Source organism: Baaleninema simplex PCC 7105 (genome assembly GCF_000332355.1).
GTDB classification, from domain to species: domain Bacteria; phylum Cyanobacteriota; class Cyanobacteriia; order Cyanobacteriales; family Geitlerinemataceae; genus Baaleninema; species Baaleninema simplex.
The window spans coordinates 54597-75089 of record NZ_KB235962.1; the positions used below are offsets into that span (position 1 = coordinate 54597).

General features: G+C 53.1%; 18 protein-coding genes and 1 pseudogene. 11 read left to right on the forward strand and 8 right to left on the reverse strand.

Features of this window, described 5'->3' with window-relative positions; genetic code table 11:
• The 3 genes and pseudogenes from GEI7105_RS0125475 to GEI7105_RS0125485 all read right to left on the reverse strand — a co-directional run.
• Positions 1-637 (reverse strand): annotated as a pseudogene (locus GEI7105_RS0125475) (helix-turn-helix domain-containing protein); the annotation flags it as partial.
• A gap of 172 nt (positions 638-809) precedes the next feature.
• Positions 810-1709, reverse strand: coding sequence for an ROK family protein (locus GEI7105_RS0125480; protein WP_017663199.1), 900 nt, complete (start codon positions 1707-1709; stop codon positions 810-812).
• Between the two features lie 48 nt (positions 1710-1757).
• Complete coding sequence (locus GEI7105_RS0125485) at positions 1758-2060, reverse strand: DUF3593 domain-containing protein (RefSeq protein ID WP_017663200.1); 303 nt, start codon at positions 2058-2060, stop codon at positions 1758-1760.
• 52 nt (positions 2061-2112) lie between these two features.
• Between GEI7105_RS0125485 and GEI7105_RS40640 the strand changes: the two genes are divergently transcribed.
• Positions 2113-2247 carry a hypothetical protein gene (locus GEI7105_RS40640; protein WP_017663201.1) on the forward strand — a complete coding sequence of 45 codons (135 nt, stop codon included), beginning with the start codon at positions 2113-2115 and terminating at the stop codon, positions 2245-2247.
• 142 nt (positions 2248-2389) lie between these two features.
• On the opposite strand, the gene GEI7105_RS0125495 is transcribed toward GEI7105_RS40640, so the two are convergent.
• Positions 2390-5650 carry an efflux RND transporter permease subunit gene (locus GEI7105_RS0125495; protein ID WP_017663202.1) on the reverse strand — a complete coding sequence of 1087 codons (3261 nt, stop codon included), beginning with the start codon at positions 5648-5650 and terminating at the stop codon, positions 2390-2392.
• A 431-nt stretch (positions 5651-6081) separates the two neighbouring features.
• On the opposite strand from GEI7105_RS0125495, the gene GEI7105_RS0125500 reads away from it, so the two are divergent.
• Positions 6082-6360 carry an HU family DNA-binding protein gene (locus tag GEI7105_RS0125500; protein WP_017663203.1) on the forward strand — a complete coding sequence of 93 codons (279 nt, stop codon included), beginning with the start codon at positions 6082-6084 and terminating at the stop codon, positions 6358-6360.
• A 97-nt stretch (positions 6361-6457) separates the two neighbouring features.
• Here GEI7105_RS0125500 and GEI7105_RS0125505 read toward each other — a convergent pair whose 3' ends face one another.
• On the reverse strand, positions 6458-7081 hold the full coding sequence (locus GEI7105_RS0125505) for a hypothetical protein (protein WP_144054051.1): 624 nt from the start codon (positions 7079-7081) through the stop codon (positions 6458-6460).
• Between the two features lie 196 nt (positions 7082-7277).
• Here GEI7105_RS0125505 and smc point away from each other — a divergent pair, with 196 nt between their 5' ends.
• Together smc and GEI7105_RS0125515 are read left to right on the forward strand one after the other, a co-directional pair.
• Positions 7278-11087 (forward strand): chromosome segregation protein SMC, encoded by a 3810-nt coding sequence (gene smc / locus GEI7105_RS0125510; RefSeq protein ID WP_017663205.1) that lies wholly within the window; start codon positions 7278-7280, stop codon positions 11085-11087.
• A gap of 48 nt (positions 11088-11135) precedes the next feature.
• Positions 11136-12131: a PRC-barrel domain-containing protein gene (locus GEI7105_RS0125515; RefSeq protein WP_017663206.1), complete on the forward strand. Its 996-nt coding sequence runs from the start codon at positions 11136-11138 to the stop codon at positions 12129-12131.
• 493 nt (positions 12132-12624) lie between these two features.
• Here GEI7105_RS0125515 and GEI7105_RS35565 read toward each other — a convergent pair whose 3' ends face one another.
• Complete coding sequence (locus GEI7105_RS35565) at positions 12625-12867, reverse strand: hypothetical protein (RefSeq protein WP_071592145.1); 243 nt, start codon at positions 12865-12867, stop codon at positions 12625-12627.
• Positions 12868-12968: 101 nt separating this feature from the next.
• On the opposite strand from GEI7105_RS35565, the gene GEI7105_RS0125530 reads away from it, so the two are divergent.
• From GEI7105_RS0125530 to GEI7105_RS40645, 4 genes are all read left to right on the forward strand, one after another.
• Positions 12969-13580, forward strand: coding sequence for a DUF3318 domain-containing protein (locus tag GEI7105_RS0125530; protein ID WP_017663209.1), 612 nt, complete (start codon positions 12969-12971; stop codon positions 13578-13580).
• A gap of 59 nt (positions 13581-13639) precedes the next feature.
• On the forward strand, positions 13640-13963 hold the full coding sequence (locus GEI7105_RS0125535) for a phasin family protein (RefSeq protein WP_017663210.1): 324 nt from the start codon (positions 13640-13642) through the stop codon (positions 13961-13963).
• A gap of 57 nt (positions 13964-14020) precedes the next feature.
• Entirely contained in the window at positions 14021-14569 is a 549-nt protein-coding gene (locus GEI7105_RS0125540; RefSeq protein WP_017663211.1) for an FKBP-type peptidyl-prolyl cis-trans isomerase, read from the forward strand.
• A gap of 557 nt (positions 14570-15126) precedes the next feature.
• Positions 15127-15708 carry a FeoA family protein gene (locus GEI7105_RS40645; RefSeq protein ID WP_017663212.1) on the forward strand — a complete coding sequence of 194 codons (582 nt, stop codon included), beginning with the start codon at positions 15127-15129 and terminating at the stop codon, positions 15706-15708.
• Here the strand turns inward: GEI7105_RS40645 and GEI7105_RS38885 are convergent.
• Positions 15705-15851 carry a hypothetical protein gene (locus tag GEI7105_RS38885; protein ID WP_017663213.1) on the reverse strand — a complete coding sequence of 49 codons (147 nt, stop codon included), beginning with the start codon at positions 15849-15851 and terminating at the stop codon, positions 15705-15707. The genes GEI7105_RS40645 and GEI7105_RS38885 overlap by 4 nt on opposite strands.
• 59 nt (positions 15852-15910) lie before the next feature.
• Here GEI7105_RS38885 and GEI7105_RS0125555 point away from each other — a divergent pair, with 59 nt between their 5' ends.
• The 3 genes from GEI7105_RS0125555 to GEI7105_RS0125565 all read left to right on the forward strand — a co-directional run bounded on the left by GEI7105_RS0125555 (position 15911) and on the right by GEI7105_RS0125565 (position 19327).
• Positions 15911-16525 (forward strand): FeoA family protein, encoded by a 615-nt coding sequence (locus tag GEI7105_RS0125555; protein ID WP_017663214.1) that lies wholly within the window; start codon positions 15911-15913, stop codon positions 16523-16525.
• A gap of 16 nt (positions 16526-16541) precedes the next feature.
• Entirely contained in the window at positions 16542-18875 is a 2334-nt protein-coding gene (gene feoB / locus GEI7105_RS0125560) for a Fe(2+) transporter permease subunit FeoB (protein WP_017663215.1), read from the forward strand.
• A gap of 230 nt (positions 18876-19105) precedes the next feature.
• A complete protein-coding gene (locus GEI7105_RS0125565) occupies positions 19106-19327 on the forward strand; it encodes a FeoC-like transcriptional regulator (RefSeq protein ID WP_017663216.1) in 222 nt (73 codons plus the stop codon).
• Positions 19328-19576: 249 nt separating this feature from the next.
• Here the strand turns inward: GEI7105_RS0125565 and GEI7105_RS32490 are convergent.
• Positions 19577-20493 (reverse strand): RNA-guided endonuclease InsQ/TnpB family protein (locus GEI7105_RS32490; protein ID WP_017663217.1); only part of this gene is annotated, 917 nt, incomplete at its 5' end.

Genomic DNA, 20493 nt, shown 5'->3' on the forward strand with positions numbered 1-20493 from the left:
CACTCGTTTCCCTCGTTTCTTCGTCTGTTCTTGCCGTTTCTGTTCTCCCTTGAAGTAATAGCTGTAGCTGGCGGCACTCCACAAACAGCATCCCGATTCGTCCGTGTAGAGTAAGTCAATCTCTCCAGCCGCGGCAGCGAGTTCGAGCATTTCCAGGTCGTTTTGCTTAGCTAGGCGCTTTTGGGGGTCTTGTCGTTGTTGATGGCTTATTCGGGTCCGCTTCCAAATGACCCCCTTTTTTGAGGATCTGACGCAGATACTCAGGACTCAGGTTCACTTGTCGTTGGCGGCGCAGTTTTTCCGCCAGTTGCTGGCTGTTATAGGTTCTTGGGTCATTTCTGAGGCAGTTTTCTAGATATTCGATGTCTTCTTCATTCCAAGTTTTTTTCCGTCCCCGTCCTTGGGCTTCCCACAGTCCCCCTAATCCCTTATCTATCCAAGTCTTGAGAGTTTTCCTCACCGTCTTTACCGTTTGGTGCAGGTGCTCGGCTATCTGTTCGACATACCACCCTTGGTGGCTCAGACGAACGGCTTCGGCTCGGTCTTTGACTCGCTGACTCACCGTCGTTGCCTTCCTCATCTCCCAGAGCGTTCTTTCTTCTTCACGGTTGAGAAACACTCTCAGTCTGGCTCCCATACCTCTGACTCCTTTCTGGGGAAACACTTTATAATCTGTAATATACCTCCTTTTTTTTTGTATGACCTGCTTAGTTCAGCCTCAAAACACAGGTTTTCGAGAAATTGAATTTGGAACGAATCTTATTGTTACCGACACGGTTCGCATTCCGGGGAGATACGATCCGGCAATGTTAGGGTGCGATCTTTGCCAAAAGCTGCCACGCTAACTTCGCCGCTCCGATCGTTCCGGCTCGATTTCCCAACTCGGCCGTAAGCACTTGCAACCCCTCTCGAGAAGTCGGAAGGACTCGACACTCGATTTCGGCTTTCATGGCTGGAAAAAACAAGTCCGCTCCGGCTGCAATGCCGCCACCAATCACCACAGCCTCTGGCGTCAAAATATAAATTAAACTGGCAAGTCCCGCCCCAAGTCGCCGTCCGTATTGTTCCCAATAGGCGATCGCGTCCTTATCTCCGGCTTCGGCTTTCGCCGCCAATTCATGGGGTTCGAGTCCCGTCTCGCGTCGAATCGCCCGCACGGAAGCATACTGTTCTAAAGATCCGTTATTACCGCTATTGCAGGGTGGACCGTCGGGGTTGAGAGTAATCAACCCCAACTCCCCCGCCGCACCGTGACGCCCCACAAACAGGCGATCGTCCAACACGATCGCCCCTCCGACTCCCGTTCCTAACGTCAATAGAATGAGGTCGCGAAACGATCGCCCAGCCCCCAACCAGGCTTCCCCCAATCCCGCACAGTTGGCGTCGTTGGCCAACACCACGGGTCTCCCGATTTTGGCTTCGAGAATATCAGCCACCGGAACGTTGTTCCATCCGCTGAGGTTGATGGCCACTTTGGCAATGCGTCCGGCTTCGTCGGCGGGGCCCGGCGTTCCCAATCCGACAGCCGAACAGTCCCCGTGAGGATCGAGACGCGCGATCGCCACAGCGATCGCTTCGAGAACGGCCTTGGGTGTCGCCGGTTGCGGCGTGTCCATTGTCAGCAGAGCGCTACAATTCCCGTCGCGATCGAACCGTCCCAACTCGATCGACGTTCCACCCAAGTCGATTCCTAAAACTTCTTGCTTCACGATGTCCCAAACTGAAAAGAAAATCTCGGTCGTACCATCATCTCATCATCACTGCATCTCTCGACCCTTCTGGCGTTTGCGAATCGCTTCGCTAAATCCCAACACCACTACGATGTTAGAAAGCGTCAAAAATACTTCCGCGCCGCCGTGTAACCAATCCACGTTCGCCAGTTTTTCCCCGTAGTGGACTTTGGCGTAAATTCCCGCCGGAATCGTCACCGCTACGAACACTAACAAAATGTAGAAGCCAATCAGCGCCAAACGCGGCGTTTGTTTCGATCGCGTCAGGAAATATAAAAAGCCCAAATAGGGAAACAGCGACACGGCAAATAGCGTATCTTTGGAAATCATAAATCTCACCCGCCGGATAAGGGGACGGGGTTTATTTTATCGCTCCTCGATGATGAAATCACAGACAGGCGATCGCATCCTCTCTCTATCGTTCTCGATCTCCAATATTGTTTTTTTAAACAATATTGCCGACCGCGCCGCCATCGAAACCGGGGTTGCGATCGCCGTCGCGAAGCTGTACAATTAAGTCTATAAGGGTTAATTCGTCTACATACTTGATTTTTTATTCAACAACCCAATGAGGCAATAATCCAAATCCCCAGCATCTCCGAAGATGCCGGGGATCTAGAGGGGAAACGATAGCCGATCTAGCCTCGCTCCGAGAAGAGCTAAGCGATCGAGGATTCGTGACCGACCGAAGAATCGATATCCTTAACCACCATATCTTTCGGCAGCTTGCGAGAGCGATCGCCGTAATACATCAACGGAATCACGAACAGCGTCAACGCCGACGAGGTCAACATCCCGCACAACAGCGTCCAAGCCAACCCCGACCAAACTGGGTCGCTGAGAATCGAAAGAGTTCCCAACATCGTCGTCACGCTCGTCAGCAGAATCGGACGGAAGCGAACCGCTCCCCCTTCGAGGATGGCATCTTTGAGAATCGCCCCTTCTTTCATCCGTTCGCCGACGAATTCCAACAACACGATCGCGTTACGAACCACGATCCCCGCCAGTGCGATGACCCCGATCATAGCCGTCGCACTAAAGTACACGCCGTTAAGAGAGAACCCGATAAGAATCCCGATCAACGCCAGCGGGATACTGCCGAGAATAATCATCGGCACTTTAAAGCTGCGGAACTGACCCACCAAAATAAAGTAAATCAGCATCACCGCCACCAGCATCGCCAGTCCCAAATCGCGGAACACGTCGAGAGTGAGTTTCCATTCCCCATCCCATTTGATGTAATAGCCTTCCGGTAACGGATTGCGGAAGAAATAAATCAACTGATCGAGAACGGCATACACCGACGAGCGATCGCCCATTTCGCCCATCACGTAAGTTACCGGCTTTTGATCTTTATGAAAAATCGGCAGATCGACGATCGTGGGTTCAAAGGAAACCAACTCCGTTAGCGGTACTAAATTTCCGCTTTGCGTCGGAATTTGAATGCGGGTCAAATCGTCTACACTTTGGCGATCGGGATAAGCAAAGCGCACCTCGATCGCAACAGGAGTCAGTTCGCCAGGAACTTGCAGCGTCGAGACTTCCGCCCCAGATAACGCCATATTGAGCGTTTGAGCGATTTCTTCCGTCGTCAACCCCGCTTGATTGACCTTCGCGCGATCGACCGATAGCTTCATCTGCGGCATCGGATTTTTCACCGAATCGTCGATATCGACAACTTCCTTCGTCTCAGCGAACACCAAGCGCACCTCTTTCGCCAAATTCCGTAACTTGTCGTAATCCGGCCCGTAAATTTCCGCCAACATGGTCGATCGCACCGGAGGTCCCGGCGGATCTTCGACGAGTTTCACCACCGCGTTGTTCTCGGCAGCAATTTCCGCTAACTGCGGTCGCAGGCGGAACACGATCCCTTCCGAGTCGATTTTCCGGGCGTTGTTGTTGGTCAAGTGAACCCGAATATCGGCGTAGTGTTCCCCTTCTCGGTCCGTATTGCCTCGCAGCAAGCCGTTAAAGTCCACCGGGGCGCCGACACCGCTGTAACTCTCAAATTGAACCACTTCGGGATCTTGCGTGAGGACTTCTTCCATCTCGCGGACGACGCGATCGGTTTCGACTAACTCCGTTCCCAGCGGCATATCTAACTGAACCAAAAAGCGGTCTTTATCCGCTTTCGGCAACATTCGGAACCGCACCGCCTGAGTCAGCGGCAAAATAAACGTCGCTAACAGCATTCCCACGATGACGAAAATCACGAAACGGCGTCGCGTTGCCGAATCGAGTAACGGCTCCATAATTTTTCGATACCACTTATAAATTTTGGTATCCGTCACGTCGAGATTTTCTTCACCCGGTTTGTGGGGTTTGATTTTAATCAGCCGCAATCCTAAATAAGGCGTCACCGTCAACGCCAAGGTGGTACTGATGGTCATCGCCACCGGGAGGTTAAACGGCATCGGTCCCATGTAAGGCCCCATCATCCCCGTCACGAAGCGCATGGGGACGAACGCCAGAATCACCGTAATCGTCGAGAGGATAATCGGGCCGCCCAGTTCGTTGAGGGCTTCGATCGCCTCCTCTCGTTTTTCGGCAAAGGTCATCCCCGGCCGCATCTCGAAGCGTCGGTGAATGTTTTCTGTGGCAGCGATCGCGTCATCGACCAAGGTTCCCAAGGCCAGAATCAACGCGAACAGGGTAATCCGGTTGATCGTTTGTCCGGCCATCCACCCCACCAGCAGCGTTCCGCCCAGCGTCAGAGGAATCACGAAGGCCACGATCGAGGCTTCCCGCCATCCCAGGAACACTACCAGCAGCAGCACCACCACACCGATGGCTTGAAACAAACTGGTGTACAAGTCTCCCACAGCTCGGGCTGCGGTGCGTCCGTCGTTCCGACTCACGGCGATATCAATGCCGGGGGGAAGTTGCGATCGCAGTTCGTCCACCCGCTTGAAAATCTGTTTGGCTACCGTGACGGCATTCGTGCCTTCTTTTTTGGCGATGCCGATAGTGATGGCCGACTGACTGACGAAATCCTCTTCCGGGTGAAGTTTCGGGTCGGGATAGGGATCGTTAAAGTCCCAATCTTGGCGGTAGTGAAGGCGCGAATACGTGATGCGTTCGCCGTAGTCGTCGCGGACGGTGGCCACGTCTCGAAGGTAGATAGGAGTGCCGTTGTTGTCTCCGGTGTAGCCGACGATAACGTCTCGGATGTCTTCGGCGGACTCGAACAGGCTCCCCCCTTCGATAAACAGGCGATCGGAGCCGACTGAAACGTCTCCGGCGGGAAGCTGTACGTTTTCGTTTTCTAATCGCTGGGCGATCGCAGCCGGAGACAGGCGATAACTGGCCAGTTTGTTGGGGTCGAGATCGACGCGAATCGCTCGAGGCTGTCCGCCAGTAATGGTTAAGTTGCCCGTGTTGGGGATCGATCGCAAATCTTCCAACAAGCGTTCTCCCACGCGCCTGAGTTCGTTATCGCTGTAGTTTTCCCCCGTCACCGTCAACGTCACGATCGGTACGTCGTCGATAATCAGCGGTTTGACGAGGTAAGACACCGTCGGCGGTAGAATGTCTTGCCAGTTGTACAGGTGGTTTTGCAGTTTGAATAGCGAATCTTCCCAGTCTTCCCCGACGAAGAACTGAACTGTGACTTTCGCACTGGAGTTCTGGGAGACTGAATAAACGTACTCGACCCCCGTGAGTTCTCGGATTTTGGCTTCGACGGGTAGAGTAAGGGTTTGTTCGACCACTTCGGCGGGGGCGCCGGGGTATTCGAGGTAAACGTCCGCTCCCGGAACGACGATTTGCGGGTTTTCTTCCTTGGGGGTGAAGAAGGCGGCAGCCAGTCCGAACAGGACGAGCGCGGCAATCAGCAACAGCGTCACTTGGGAGTCGATGAAATAAGCGGTGATTTGCCCCACGAGGTTTCGTTTTCGGGGCGCTGCGGGTGTCTCTGACATGGTGGTGGTGTTTCCGGTTGTACGGCTCGTTGGGACTTCGGTGAAGTGTTCGCGAGCGATCGCGTCGTGTTAGGATGACTCCAACTCCATAATATAACTGTGTAGTTATGCAGTCAATACAATAACCAATTTCCTCGAACTCGCTCGGAATTCTTTACTCAATATCTCAATGATTGTCAAGACTTTTGCTAAAAAATGTTGCAAGAAAAAGTGGAGACGTAAAAAAAATCTGGAAATCAAGATAAATTAATACTTTCAGCGATCCAGATCGGGCGAACACCCCTTAGAATAAATCAGTGAAATATCGGAAGAACGGGAGTTACAGGCATTTGCAGCCGAAATCTCGCTCGATGTTTCTCGATTAAACTAACCACAGCTAAGCCCTCGGGCTGAGTTATACCCCTACTGTACGAATCAAAGGAGCATCGATAATGAACAAAGGAGAACTCGTCGATCGCGTAGCGACGAAAGCTGGCGTGACGAAAAAAGAAGCCGATGCAGTTCTGACCGCTGCCCTCGAAACCATCGTCGAGGCGGTCTCGAGCGACGACAAAGTTACCCTCGTCGGTTTCGGCTCGTTTGAAGCCAGAGAGCGCAAAGCTCGCGAAGGTCGCAACCCCAAAACCGGTGACAAAATGATTATTCCCGCGACCAAGGTTCCTGCCTTTTCTGCCGGGAAACTCTTTAAAGAAAAAGTCGCCCCCAACTAAAACACGCTTTAATAAAGTGTTAATTGGGCTTCGGCCTGCCTGGGCAGCCTCTTGCTGGCTGTCCAGTCACAATGACAATCCCATCAGAGGCGATCGCTCACGCCACGACTAACGTGTCGGGACTGCGACGGGAAAAAATTTTAAAACTTTTCAGATCGGGAAATTTCGATAATCCGGCGTTCAGTGCATTTCGCACCGACAGTCCCGTGGCGAGTTTTCCATAAAAAATTTCTAAAAACGGCACGAGATGCTGGTAGGAAATGGGGTGTTCGGGGAATACCGCCGCTGCAACCCCTGCCTTAAGAAACGCATCGGAGAGCTTCGCCGCACTATAAGCTCCACTGACCACGACTTTATCTCGCCATTGCACGATCGACTCGATATCCTGGGGAGAGAGTCGTTCTTGCGGTCGGCGATCGCGGATCTTTTCTGCATTCGACCACCGCATCACCAACCCGTCGCGATCGCCGTGTAACGCCAGGTGAACCACTTTCGTATCGGTATCGCTCAAACAGTTCTGGAACAGCGATCGATTCAAAAACGTCCGTTTCGTCCAAATACCGTCGTTGCTGTAAACCTCGCACTCGATGCCGCTACGCTTGCAAAACTCCGATAGCATCAAGGTTTCCGTCTGCTTCTCAATCTCGGGATTTCGACAAACCTCAAAGATAGCCACCTTCATTTCGATACCCCCGCGATCGCCTTGGGTGCATTCTATCAAAGCTTCTAGAGTAAGGGAGAGGGGGAGAAGGGGAGAGGGGGAGAGGGGGAGAAGGGGAGAGGGGGAGAAACGATTAGCTGTTCTCAGATCCGCTGTTCCCTGTTAACCGTCTTCACTGCTCACTGCTCACTGCTCACTGCTCACTGCTCACTGCTCACTGTAAAAGGGGAGATGGAGAAAATGCAAGAATGTTGAAATGGGAAAACTTAACTTGATTGTCAATTGCGATCGATCCGCCTCGCTGGTGACTGCCAAAGGATCGCGATCGATTGTCGATTGTCAATTCTTAATGGCTTTCATGGTTCACATCAAACAAATCGAACTCACCAATTTTAAGTCCTTTGGCGGCACGACGCGGATTCCGTTCGAGCCAGAGTTTACCGTGATTTCCGGACCCAACGGTTCGGGGAAATCCAATATTCTCGACGCACTGCTGTTTTGCTTGGGGATTGCGTCGTCGAAGGGAATGCGGGCCGATCGCCTTCCCGATTTGGTGAACCAGCAGCAAAGTAACCGCAAGTCTACCGTCGAAGCCAGCGTGACGGTAGTGTTCGATCTCGGAGACGATTCGTTACCCGATACCGTCGATGAGGAGTTGGATAAGCCGTTAGCGTCGGAGGGTGCGTCGGAAGACGCGATCGAGGCGATCGCCTCGGAAATCGACTCGCCGGAAAACGAGAATTTAGACGGTGATTCAGACTCTCAAAACTCAGACTCTCAAAATTCGCCGAAAAGCAACGAGTGGACGGTAACGCGACGACTGCGCGTCACGAAATCGGGAAGTTATACCTCGACGTATTACATTAACGGCGAACCCTCGACGCTGACAGAGTTACACGAAAAACTCAACAATCTGCGCGTCTACCCGGAAGGCTACAACGTGGTATTACAGGGAGACGTAACGAGCATTATTTCCATGAACCCTCGGGAACGTCGCGAAATTATCGACGAACTGGCGGGGGTGGCGGCGTTCGATCGCAAAATCGATCGCGCGAAACAGAAATTCGAGGAAGTCGAAGAACGCGAAGATCGCTGTCGCATCGTGGAACGAGAACTGATCGCGCAGCGCGATCGCCTCGGGGAAGATCGCATTAAAGCCCAGAAATATCAAGCCCTCCGAGACGAACTCCACCAAAAACAAGCATGGGAAATCGTGCTACGGTGGCACCAACTGCGATCGCAAGAAGCGCAAGTGCGAGAACAAATCGAAGCTGGCGATCGCACCCGCGCCGAACTCACTGAAGAACTCTCGCGCCTCACCCACCGCATTCAAACCGCCTCCGAGGAACTCGACGCCCTCAACGCCAAAGTCCGCGCCCTCGGCGAAGACGAACTGATCGCCCAACAGTCCATCCTCGCTCAACAGGAAGCCCAAAAGCAACAACTCCAGCAGCGACGGGAAGAGCTTCGCGAAGACCGGGAAAAGACGCAAAATGCTTTAACACAAACCGAACAAAATATCCAGCAATCGCAACAAAAGTTAACCGAACTCCAACAGCAACAGCAACATCTGGAAACCGAAACCCTGGCGGCACAAGTTCGAGCCAGAGACGAGGCGAAAGCGGAACTCGATCGCACCCGAGACGCCGCCAACGCCCTAGCCTCAACAGCAGAAGCCTGGGTGCAGGAACAAACCCAACTGCGGCGAGAAACGGAAACCCTGCTAAAAACCCTAGAACCCCAACGGGCGGAACGGGCGCAACTTTCCGAACGGGTGACGCAACTCGCCGAACAAATCCGCGATCGCCAACAGTCACTCACCGATCTCGAAACGCAACTCGGCGAAAAACAGCAAACCGCCGAAAACCTTTCCCAAGAAGAAACCGACGCCCAAAACCAGCGCGATCGCCTGGAATCCGTCGCCAAAGCCGCCGAAGAAGAACTGCAAATCCAGCAAGACACCCAAACGCGCCTGCTGAAAGAACAGCGAGACAAACAGCGCAAACTGGACAAACTCGAAGCCCAAACCCAGGCGATACGGGAAGCCTCCGGCAGTTACGCCACCCAGTTGGTGATGCAGTCGGGGTTGAGTGGCGTATGCGGCTTAGTGGCGCAGTTGGGGCGCGTCGAACCTCACTATCAAATGGCGTTAGAAACTGCGGCTGGGGGACGCTTGGGCTTCCTGGTGGTGGAAGACGACGTCGTGGCGTCGGCGGGAATTCGGCTGTTGAAGGAAAAACGGGCGGGGCGGGCGACGTTTTTACCCTTGAACAAAATTCGCGCCCCGCGATCGCTCTCCTATCCCGACATCGAACGCAGCCAGGGATTTATCGATTACGCCGTCAACCTCCTCACCTGCGAAGAACGCTACGACGAAGTATTTGCCTACGTTTTCGGCAATACCGTCGTGTTCGATCGCCTCGACAACGCCCGAACCGTCTTAGGAAAAGCGCGAATCGTCACCCTCGACGGCGAACTTCTCGAAACCAGCGGGGCGATGACAGGGGGCGCCAGTCGCGGGAACGCCTCTCACTTACACTTCGGATACGCCGAAACCGGAGAATCGTCAGAAGTGCGGGCGTTGCGCGATCGCTTGGCGCAAATTTCCGAAATTCTCGAACGCTGCGACGCCGAGATTACCCGCTGGGCGACAGAAGTAAAGCTGGGTTCTAAAGCAGCGATGGAAGCCAAACAGCAACATCGCGAAATTCAGTTGAAAGCCGAACGAGTGCGCGACGAAATCCAGCAACTCGAACGACAGATCGATCGCACGCGATCGCAACTCCACAGCCAACGCCAGGAACTCGACACCAACCAACAGCGACTGCAACACCTCGAAGCCGAACTTCCCCAGCAAGAACAACAACTGCAACAGCTTCGCGAACAACTCGCCGAACTCGAAAAATCCCAAACTCACAGCGAATGGCAAGCGTTGCAGCAGCAAATCCAAGAACGCGAGACAGTATTGAGCGATCGCACCCGCGAGGTGCGCCAAACCGAAGAACGAGTGCGGGAACTGGCGAACCAACAAGAACGCCTCGCCGAAAAACGCCAAGACAGCCAAGAACACCTCGCAACCCTACGCCAAAAACTCGAACAATACGACATTCAACAAACCGCCTTGCGCGATCGCCAAACCGGGATCGATCGCCAACTCGAACAAACACAGGCGGCGATGGTGGAAATCGAAGCCAAACTCGGCGAAGAAAAACAAACCCGCGACGCCGCAGAAGTCGCACTGCGAGAACTCCGCGTCACCCAACAACAAAGCCAATGGCGGCTCGAAAAACTTCAAGAAACCCAAGAAGGGCGACACGAACAGTTAAACCAAGTGCGATCGCACCTGCAACAAATGCAATCGGAACTGCCCGAACCCCTTCCCGAAGTACCGCCGAACCAAAAACTCGACGCCCTCCAAAAAGAATTAAAAGCGATCGCCAAACGCATCGAAGCCATGGAACCCGTCAATATGTTGGCATTAGAAGAATTCGATCGCACCCAGACACGACTCGAAGACTTATCCGAAAAACTAAAAATTCTCGAAGGCGAACGCAGCGAACTCATGCTGCGGATCGAAAACTTTACCACCTTACGATTGCGGGCATTTCGCGAAGCCTTCGACGCCGTAAACGAAAACTTCGCCGCCATTTTTGCCGAACTCTCCCAAGGAGACGGACACCTACAACTCAACGACGAAGACGATCCCTTTAGCAGTGGCTTGAACCTCGTCGCGCACCCCAAAGGCAAACCCGTCCAACGCCTCGCCTCCATGTCCGGAGGCGAAAAATCCCTCACCGCCCTCAGCTTCATTTTCGCCCTACAACGCTATCGTCCCTCACCCTTTTACGCCTTCGACGAAGTCGATATGTTTCTCGATGGGGCAAATGTGGAACGATTAGCTAAAATGATCGAAAAGCAAGCACAGCACGCACAATTTATGGTAGTGAGTTTGCGTCGTCCCATGATTGCCTCCGCCGAACGTACCATCGGCGTGACCCAAGCCCGTGGAGCGCATACCCAGGTGTTGGGGTTGAAGTTACAGCACCAGCAACGCGCGTCTGTGTGAGATTGCAGTATATTAAGTCAGGATTCGACTCGTAGGATTCCGCCTAGAATGACCTCCGAACATATTCGCCAACGCTCCGATCTACTAGGAACTCAAGTCATTACCCGCGATACCGGGAGACGGTTAGGGGTAATCAGTCAAATTTGGGTCGATATCGATCGACGCTCCGTCGTCGCCCTGGGAATGCGAGACAACATCCTCGCCGTGACCGGGCTACCTCGCTACATGCAGCTCGATCGCATCCGCCAAATCGGAGACGTAATCCTCGTCGATGATGAAGAGGTTATCGAAGACGACCTCGACGTCGAAGCCTACAGCAACCTCATCAACAGCGAAGTCATCACCGAAACCGGAGAACTTCTCGGACGGCTGCGGGGCTTCAAATTCGACACCCGCGACGGCACCCTCGTCTCCATTATCATCGCCTCCATCGGACTGCCGCAAATCCCCGAACAGCTCCTCAGTACCTACGAGTTACCCATCGAAGAAATCGTCAGCAGCGGCCCGAATCGGCTCATCGTCTTTGAAGGAGCAGAAGAACGCCTGACGCAGCTTTCTGTCGGCGTCATGGAACGACTCGGACTCGGCACCGCCCCCTGGGAACGAGAAGAAGAAGAAGAATTCTACACCCCCACCGCTCGCCCCGAAAACCAACTCGGCAGCGGCATTCCCGCCACTCCACCCGAAACCGTCCGCCGTCCCCCCATTCAAACCCCCGTCGAATCCCAGTGGGACGAAGACGAATGGACGCAGCCGGAACCCGAACCCCTCTACGAAGCCGAACCCGAACCCGTTTACGTCGAATACGAAGAAGACAACTGGAGCGAAGCCAGTTCGACTCGCTACGAACCCGCTTATCCTGAAGAACCCTATCGAGACGAGCCGATTTACGAAGAAGCAGAATATCCCGAATACGCCGAACCTGCCGATTATGAAGATGTAGAAGCAGACGCCTGGGCTGAAGAAGAAGATCGTCGCGCCTACAATCCCCCCAAAGTCAACATCCCCGAAAAAACCACACAGCCGGAATACGAAGAAGGATAGTGAACTACCGCTATTGAATCAAAGATTACAATAGCGGCTTCCTACCCAAAGAATAGCTTTCTATCTCGAAAGATAGCGAGTCTTAACATCCTGGCGATAGGCGGAAAACCCTCGTCCCGAAGGCCAAAAAAGTTTCTTGCAACACTGCCCATAAAACTTGGTTTTCGCTTAGGGAGAAGTGGGCAAAATGCCTTCACCATAACATCCGTTATGCTCGCTGTCATCCCGCGCTTCAATCGGAGATTAGAAGCGGGGACTTCTCGCTTGCAATGTTAAAGACGTAGGGTGCCGTGACGCGGGCGCTCAAATCTCGCCAAAATCCGGTTAATGTTGTATGACCGCATCACACACCGCTTTTACAGCGAGCAGTCAACAGTAGAGACAGTTGAGAGTTGACAGTTTCTCCCCCTCTCCCCCTCTTCCCCTCTCCCTCTCTCCCCCTCTCCCCCTCTTCCCCTCTCCCCCTCTTCCCCTCTTCCCCTCTTCCCCCTCTTCACTCTTCCTTCTTCCCTCTTCCCTCCCTATCGCTACTCCACCCCCACCACACACAGCCGCATTCGCAGTGATAGAACTCCTGCCATTTGCGGTGGTGGTCTTCCGTATACACGGGCGCTCGTCGGTTGAGCCAAACTTCTGTCGCGTCGCGACTGCTGGCACCACAAGACGGACAACAAAACTCGAACGCATGAACGGCAGATTTCGTCCAAGCTGGGGGAATTGGCGCAAAAGCATCCATAGGGGACAATAATAAAACGGTAAAAATCCCTTTTATCTATTTTGGCTGCTATCGTGCGATCTGCAAACGCCGCTGAGTTCCCGTCGTTCTCCAATCTATCCATGAATCCAGCCCCCGAGATTCGCCGCTTGCTCGATTTAATGCCCGCCTCCGGGCGCATGATGACGAAAATCGTCAGCCAACCGACGCTCCCTAAAGTCATCGAGACGCCGTTTCCGCTGCCCTGGAAGCGCGATCGCCCCATCTTTATCAACTTTGACTACTGGCGCGATCTCTCTCAACCCCAACGGGATTTACTGCTGTTACGAACCGTCTGTTGGCAGATCGAAATTCGCTGGTTTAAATTCGACGTATATCGCGGTTTGGGATTGGCGGGAATCCTCGCCACCTCTGTTGAAGTCATGCAAGGAGACCCCGTCGGTATCGTCGCAGCGGGGGGATTTACCGCTATTGCCTTAAACCAAGTCTGGCGCAAAACCAAATCCTCTGAATCGGAACTGGCCGCCGACGAAGCCGCGATCGCCATCGCTCAACGTCGCGGTTATTCCCAAGCCGAAGCTGCCAAACATCTGCTCTCGGCCATTAAAGCAGCGGCGGATATTGAAGGTCGCCCAGGACTGTCGTTTACTGAGTTGATTCGCGCCCAAAACCTCAGAGCGATCTCGGGGGCGTCCCCTGTCGGCGTTCCCGACGCCATCCGCCAAGAACCTTAGACGCGCTAGGATCGCCATAGGTTCGAGCTGAGAACGTCGCCAGTTACAAAGAAAACCTGATGGATAACAACAATTTACTCACACAACTATTGATGATCGGCGTGGGAACGACTTCCCTCGTGGCGGAGAAAATCAAAGAAGTCAGCGATCGCTGGGTGAAAGAGGGCAAAATCGACTCGGACGACGCCAAGTCCCTCATCGACGATTTCATGGGAAATCTAAAGTCGGAACAGGGCAACTTGGAAAAACAGCTCGAACGTCAGCTTCGCAACGCCATGCAAGACTTGGGCGTTCCCCGTCAAGCGGAAATGGACGAGTTGCGCGGACGGCTCGATCGCCTCGAACGACAAGTTCGCGATCTCGAAAACAAGCTTTGGCGATAAGCTAGTCTAGGCTTTGAGATAAGCTCTGCCAATCGAATCGATACAGGAGGACTGATTTTGCGACCGATTTTGATTAGCTTGAGCGTGATGGTGGTTTGTGCGCTTGTCTTGGTCTTCGCACTCATCGGAACGCAGCGTCAAACTGCCCTCGCCAACGAAACGCAACAACCGCAAGCCGTACAAACGGCTAGTCCCGAGCGAGACGAACCCACTCTCGTCGCTCAAGCACTCGACAGCGACGCCGAAATTGCCGACGACGAGAACGTCGAAGCCACGGAATCCGGGTTACAGTACGTCAAACTCGAAGAAGGCGACGGTGCCAGCCCTCAACGGGGTCAAACAGTGGTGGTTCACTACACCGGAATGCTCGAAGACGGTACCGTCTTCGACAGCTCTCGCGAACGAGGACGGCCGTTTTCGTTTCGCATCGGCGTCGGCCAAGTCATTCGCGGTTGGGATGAAGGCGTCGGTATGATGCAAGTCGGCGATCGCTGGAAACTCATTATTCCCCCGGAACTGGCTTATGGCGAACGAGGTGCTGGCGGCGTGATTCCCCCGAACGCGACGTTAATTTTCGATGTAGAACTCCTACGCATTGCAGGATAGGTGTACGGTGAAGCGGGAAGTGTGAAGGGTTCGGCGTGAAAGATGCGGAACGACAACGGATTGCAGGGTAGTCGCCGCTGTTCTGCTTCAAGACTTCCCCCTATTTTTTCAGTAGAGGTTGGTTCGCCAGCCTCTACTGTTTTTTTTTCTCAGTTAACCGTAGAAGTAACTTTTTACAGCAAACAGCCAGCAGTTTCTCCCCCTTTCTCTTTTTTTCTCTCCGGTCGTGACTTGTCTCGCTTTGCCTCAAATGTTTCTGTTGATGACGATTAATGTTAATAAAGTCTTTAGAAATCAACCTTGTTTCTCAGCAGGGATTGCATTAGTATTGATAATGACTTTCAACAAGTAATGCGATTCACGTCGCTCGATCGACCAAAAATTCACCCATCAATCTTGGAGTTTTCAAAAGAAACAATTTTCAAATCAATGCCACATCATGGTTGTTAAAAGTTATTCAAATTTAAATAGCTGATTGGCTATATTGTGATAATCGATCGCAACCGCTACAATTAAATGAGAATTTATATAAGCTACTGCTTCAGGAGTGAAAGCTTATGCCAAGACAACGCCAAGCACGGGGTCGCCACCAACGTGTCGGGAAGGGGTGGGGATTTACCTTTTTAGGAGGTAGTCTCGACCCGAACCGTACCGAACGAGGCGAAGCTTCCCTGAGCGCATCGTCGTTTTCTCTGTCCGAGGCGAAAGTGGGCGATCGCCTGTGGGTGGTCGAATCCATCGGCGGCCAGCGATCGCACGAACTGCACGTGGGAGACGAACTCACAGTCATCAATTTGACGAAAAGCGGCTCTGCGATCGTGGAAGTCAACGGCGATCGCGTGGGGTTGTGCGCCCGTCGTACCCAAACGACCCTCGTATCTCGCGAGGCTAAAGTGGTCGCCGACTTGCAGCACCTGCGAGATTTAAACGTTGGAGCCAAGGGGCGCGTCGTCAGCTACGACTGTCCCCGACGGAGCTACCGCAAACGCTTGCTGTCTATGGGACTGACGCCGGGTGTCGAATTTACCATCACCCGTTACGCCCCCCTCGGCGATCCCATCGAAATCAAAGTGCGTGGGTTTAGTTTGACCTTACGCAAAGACGACGCCGATGCGTTGGTAGTCGAGCGCGCGCGCTAGTTTCCAACCTGTTGAAGATCGTCCCACGTTCGAGGCGATCGCACTGCATCGGGTTTGACACCTGAGACGATCTCAAAAAAAACGCGAAACCGCTGTACCGTTGGGAGGGATTCGAGAGTAGAGTGTGGCGTCGTCTGAAGCATCGAGCGAAACGGTCTTCCGAGAGGGGCAAACGACAAATTCTGACTGTACAGGAGATGGCATGAACAGACGCAAACGAAATCGACAACACCACGGACAACATCAGCGACAGGGATGGGAGTTTACCTTTCTCGGAGAAGTCGGTGACATCGACAGCTCGATCGACCCTTCGGACGCACTTGCCTCACCAGGCAGTTTCACGCTGTCCGAGGCGAACGTCGGCGATCGCTTGTGGGTGGTCGGACTCGCCCGACAATGCGGTTTCAAACGCTTACAGGGAATGGGATTAGTTCCCGGTGTCGAACTTCGAGTTCTCAGCCGATTGTCTAGCGGTTCTGTGGTTTTGGCAGTGCGCGACGATCGCCTAGGACTCGACGCCGGAATGGCTCGCAAAATCTTCGTGTCGAAATCAAACCAAAACAGATCGAATATGGAAGCACCAACCCGTAAATCGTTAAAAGACTTCACCGTCGGAGCGAAAGGAAAAGTCGTCGGCTACAACGCTGCCGCCGGGGGCTACAAAAAGAAATTACTCGCCATGGGACTGACGCCGGGTGTCGAATTTACCGTCAATCGCCACGCCCCCCTCGGCGATCCCGTCGAAATTTGCGTTCGAGGGTTTAACTTGAGCCTACGCAAAGCCGAAGCAGAAGCCCTCGTGGTTGAGGAAGTGTGAGGAAGAGAGAGGAAACATGACTCAGAAAACGATCGCGTTGGTGGGAAATCCCAACTGTGGAAAGACCACCTTGTTTAATGCATTTACCGGAACGAACCAACGCACGGGGAACTGGCCCGGTGTCACGGTCGATCGCAAAGAGGGTGAATACCAACACAACGGACTCAAAGTTACTGTCGTGGATTTACCCGGTGTTTACGCCCTCGACGCCGAAGACGACGATTCGGGACTCGACGAACAAATTGCCCGCAACTACTTGATGTCAGGGAACGCCGACCTCGCGGTGAATATCGTCGATGCCTCGAACTTAGAGCGAAACCTATATTTGACCACGCAGATTCTCGAGATGCGCCTCCCCATGTTGGTGGCGTTGAACATGGTCGATCTTGCCGAAGACCGGGGGATGTCGATCGATCCGGTCAAGTTGTCGGAACGGTTGGGGTGTCCCGTGGTTCCTATCGTCGCCTCCAAAAGCGACGGCGTAACTCTCCTGTGCGATGCGATCGAACGAGAATTGCAAAAACCATCGGTTCCACGGACTTACGTAGCGTATCCCGCTGTCGTCGAAGACGCGATCGCCGAATTGTTTCCCTACATTGAAGAACGGCGATCGAATACCTACGTCGATCCCCGCTGGACGGCGTTAAAACTCCTCGAATACGAAGATTCCGTCGCCCCAGACCTTCAGGGACGAGACCTCGATCGCATCGTCGTTCCCCACCGCCGCCAAATTCGCCAAGTTCTCGGGGAAGACCTCGATTTAATCGTCGCCGACAGTCGCTATGGATTTATCCATCAAGTCATCGAAGGCACCCTCGAACGAACCCGAGAAGTCGATACGACCGTGTCCGATCGCATCGATCGTATCGTTCTCAACCGCTGGCTGGGAATTCCCGTTTTCCTGCTGGTGATGTATTTGATGTTCTTGTTCTCCATCAATATCAGCAGTGCCTTTATCGACTTTTTCGACATCCTCGCCGGAACCATTTTCGTCGATGGCTTGGCGAACCTGATGGGAAATCTCAACGCCCCCGGTTGGGCGATCGCGTTGCTGTCCGACGGGGTCGGCGGTGGGATTCAAACCGTGGCGACGTTTATTCCCGTCATCGGCTTCATGTTCCTGTTTTTGGCCTTTCTCGAAGACTCCGGTTACATGGCGCGGGCGGCCTTCGTCATGGATCGATTTATGCGCTTCGTGGGACTTCCCGGTAAATCCTTCGTGCCGATGCTGGTGGGATTCGGCTGTAACGTTCCGGCGATTATGGCGGCGCGAACCTTGGAAAACCGGCGCGATCGCATCATGACCATCATGATGAATCCCTTCATGTCCTGTGGCGCGAGGCTTCCCGTGTACGCCCTTTTTGCAGCGGCGTTCTTCCCCCTCGGCGGACAAAACCTCGTGTTCGGATTGTATCTCCTGGGAATTGCCGCAGCAATTTTTACGGGATTAGTTCTGAAAAACACGCTCCTCAAAGGCGAGTCCTCTCCCTTCGTTATGGAACTTCCCCCCTATCACCTCCCCACCGCGAAGGGTATTTTGTTCCGAACTTGGGACCGACTGAAAGCGTTTATCTGGAGAGCCGGGAAAGTCATCGTGTTGATGGTGATGGTGTTGGGATTGTTGAACTCGATCGGAACTGACGGTTCGATCGGCAACCAAGACAGCCAGAATTCCGTCCTCAGCGCCACCAGTCAAGCCATTACCCCTGTCTTTGCGCCGATGGGACTCCGCCAAGAAAACTGGCCGGCCACGGTGGGGATTTTTACGGGTGTATTTGCAAAAGAAGCGATGGTGGGGTCTCTCGACGCCATTTACGGTCAAATTGCCTTGGAAGAAGCCGCCGCAGAGAACGTTGAAGAAGAAGCCTTTGACTTTTGGGGTAACATCGGTGCAGCCTTTGCCAGCATTCCGGCGAACTTAGCTGAAATTCCCGGAGCTTTACTCGATCCCCTGGGCTTGAACGTGGGAGACGTGCAAGATACCGAAACCGCTGCCGAAGAACAGGAAGTGGCAGTAGGAACCTTCGGGCAGATGGTGCAACGTTTCGACGGCAAAGTGGGAGCGTTTGCGTATCTGCTCTTTGTCCTCCTGTATTTTCCCTGCGTGTCGGCCACCGCAGCCGTTTACCGAGAAACCAACTGGCGTTGGACGCTGTTTTCAGCCTTGTGGACGACGGGATTAGCCTACTGGGTCGCAACGGTGTTTTATCAAGTGGCAACGTTTTCCGAACATCCCGGCTTTTCTACAACTTGGATCGTAGCGATGCTGGTGTTGATGGGGGTCACGTTAGGGATCTTATGGAGTTTGCGCCCCGCCCGACGCGATCGACAGCGTTTTTCGGAGATTTGAGGGAATTGGGAGGTCGAACTTGGTGAATATGCGATCGGTTTGCGATCTCCACTGTTCGCCGTTCGCGGTAATCAGTGCGTGACGTCGGGGAAAAATGCCCGGATCGGAACACTCAAATGCCCTGCGTCACGTACCTTGCCCTACTTCAAATTTAATCGATTATTAATAACTAAATTTCGATAGAGCGTTAAAATAGTAATAAGAACGTCTTACATGGAGGTTCGCGCACCATGATTTTACAAGAATTACAAACCTATTTAAAAGAACGAAATACAGTTCCTTTGTCCGAAATTTCGACTCGTTTTAAAATGGATTCGGATGCCCTACGTCCGATGTTAAAAAAACTGGTTCGTAAGGGGCGCATCCGTCAAATTCAGGAAGCGAGTACTTGTGGCGAGTGTTGTAAATGCGATCCCGCCTTACTTGAGATGTACGAGTGGGTGAAGAATTGAAGACTTTGTACTATAGCAACCCTAAATCAGTTGTGTCACAAAATTGAGCCAAAAAGGGAATCGGGAGCGGGGAACGGGGAACGGAGAATCAGATTTTTTCTGGTGTTTTAATTTTTGACGACCCATTTGGGATTGCTATACCCTTTTTCACAAACCTTGAAACTTCATAACCCGTTCCCGCAGCTAGTTCGCTAAGGGTATTCGCTAAGGTTTCTCGTTCGATTTGACCTCTTGGTGAACTACCACTCATCATCGCGAGGCGATTGATGAGTGGCTTCCAACTTCAGTGGGAATTGCCTCGGGAAGTGTCGAACGAATTCGACCTCCCTTTGGTCTAACATTCCCTCCACTGGCAGCAGCCCCGGTTCCCGAGGCCAGTATCCGCAAGCCTTCATTTTTGATATTTGTTGCCGCGTTGATGTCTCGGTCGTGAACCTGCCCGCAATGGGGGCATTCAAACGACCGCACGTTAAGTCCCATTTTTGGGAGCGGCAGCAGAGTTTCAGAACATAGGTGAGTACTGGGGAAAAATCTATCCACTTCCAGATAAACCTTCCCTTCTCCCTCTGCCTTGTATTTGAGCAGGGTCGAAAACATTCCCCACCCCACGTCACTTATCGCTTTCGCGAGGCTATGGTTCTTGACCATGTTCTTGACGGCTAGATTTTCCACCACAATCACTTGGTTCTCGTTGACTATCTTGCGGTGCGACCCCGCGCCGTCGCACGGCGCTAGGGAACGCGCACCAAGAGAGCGGGATAGCTTGTGGAGAAAATCCGCTCGAGAGTTGGCAATCTTGCTGTGAACTCGCGCCACTAACCGTTTGGCTTTTCGACGAGAGTTCGACCCTTGCTGTTTTCTCGAAAGTTTTCGCTGTTTGCGCTTGAGGTTGCGCTCGTGTTTCTTGAGTCCGAGCGGAGTCGAGGACTCAACGCTGAGCGGAGCCGAAGCGTTGAGGTGACGTGGATTGTTGTATTTTTCACCGTCAGAAGTCACCGCAAAATGCTTCAACCCCATATCGATCCCAACAGCTTTACCGTCAGGATTGGGTTCGGGTTTGTCAGACCCGTCGTCGATAAGGATTGAAGCGTGATATCGTCCGTCAGTATGGCGACTGACGGTTACGGTTTTGATTGTCCCTTCAAACCAACGATGAACACGACAGT

What these genes read in the sequence shown, in the direction of transcription:
- GEI7105_RS0125485 (WP_017663200.1), bottom strand. Translation starts at nt 2,060, where the DNA reads ATGATTTCCAAAGATACGCTATTTGCCGTGTCGCTGTTTCCCTATTTG.
- GEI7105_RS40640 (WP_017663201.1), top strand. Translation starts at nt 2,113, where the DNA reads ATGAAATCACAGACAGGCGATCGCATCCTCTCTCTATCGTTCTCGATC.
- GEI7105_RS0125495 (WP_017663202.1), bottom strand. Translation starts at nt 5,650, where the DNA reads ATGTCAGAGACACCCGCAGCGCCCCGAAAACGAAACCTCGTGGGGCAA.
- GEI7105_RS0125500 (WP_017663203.1), top strand. Translation starts at nt 6,082, where the DNA reads ATGAACAAAGGAGAACTCGTCGATCGCGTAGCGACGAAAGCTGGCGTG.
- smc (WP_017663205.1), top strand. Translation starts at nt 7,278, where the DNA reads ATGGGAAAACTTAACTTGATTGTCAATTGCGATCGATCCGCCTCGCTG.
- GEI7105_RS0125515 (WP_017663206.1), top strand. Translation starts at nt 11,136, where the DNA reads ATGACCTCCGAACATATTCGCCAACGCTCCGATCTACTAGGAACTCAA.
- GEI7105_RS35565 (WP_071592145.1), bottom strand. Translation starts at nt 12,867, where the DNA reads ATGGATGCTTTTGCGCCAATTCCCCCAGCTTGGACGAAATCTGCCGTT.
- GEI7105_RS0125530 (WP_017663209.1), top strand. Translation starts at nt 12,969, where the DNA reads ATGAATCCAGCCCCCGAGATTCGCCGCTTGCTCGATTTAATGCCCGCC.
- GEI7105_RS0125535 (WP_017663210.1), top strand. Translation starts at nt 13,640, where the DNA reads ATGGATAACAACAATTTACTCACACAACTATTGATGATCGGCGTGGGA.
- GEI7105_RS40645 (WP_017663212.1), top strand. Translation starts at nt 15,127, where the DNA reads ATGCCAAGACAACGCCAAGCACGGGGTCGCCACCAACGTGTCGGGAAG.
- GEI7105_RS38885 (WP_017663213.1), bottom strand. Translation starts at nt 15,851, where the DNA reads ATGCTTCAGACGACGCCACACTCTACTCTCGAATCCCTCCCAACGGTA.
- GEI7105_RS0125555 (WP_017663214.1), top strand. Translation starts at nt 15,911, where the DNA reads ATGAACAGACGCAAACGAAATCGACAACACCACGGACAACATCAGCGA.
- feoB (WP_017663215.1), top strand. Translation starts at nt 16,542, where the DNA reads ATGACTCAGAAAACGATCGCGTTGGTGGGAAATCCCAACTGTGGAAAG.
- GEI7105_RS0125565 (WP_017663216.1), top strand. Translation starts at nt 19,106, where the DNA reads ATGATTTTACAAGAATTACAAACCTATTTAAAAGAACGAAATACAGTT.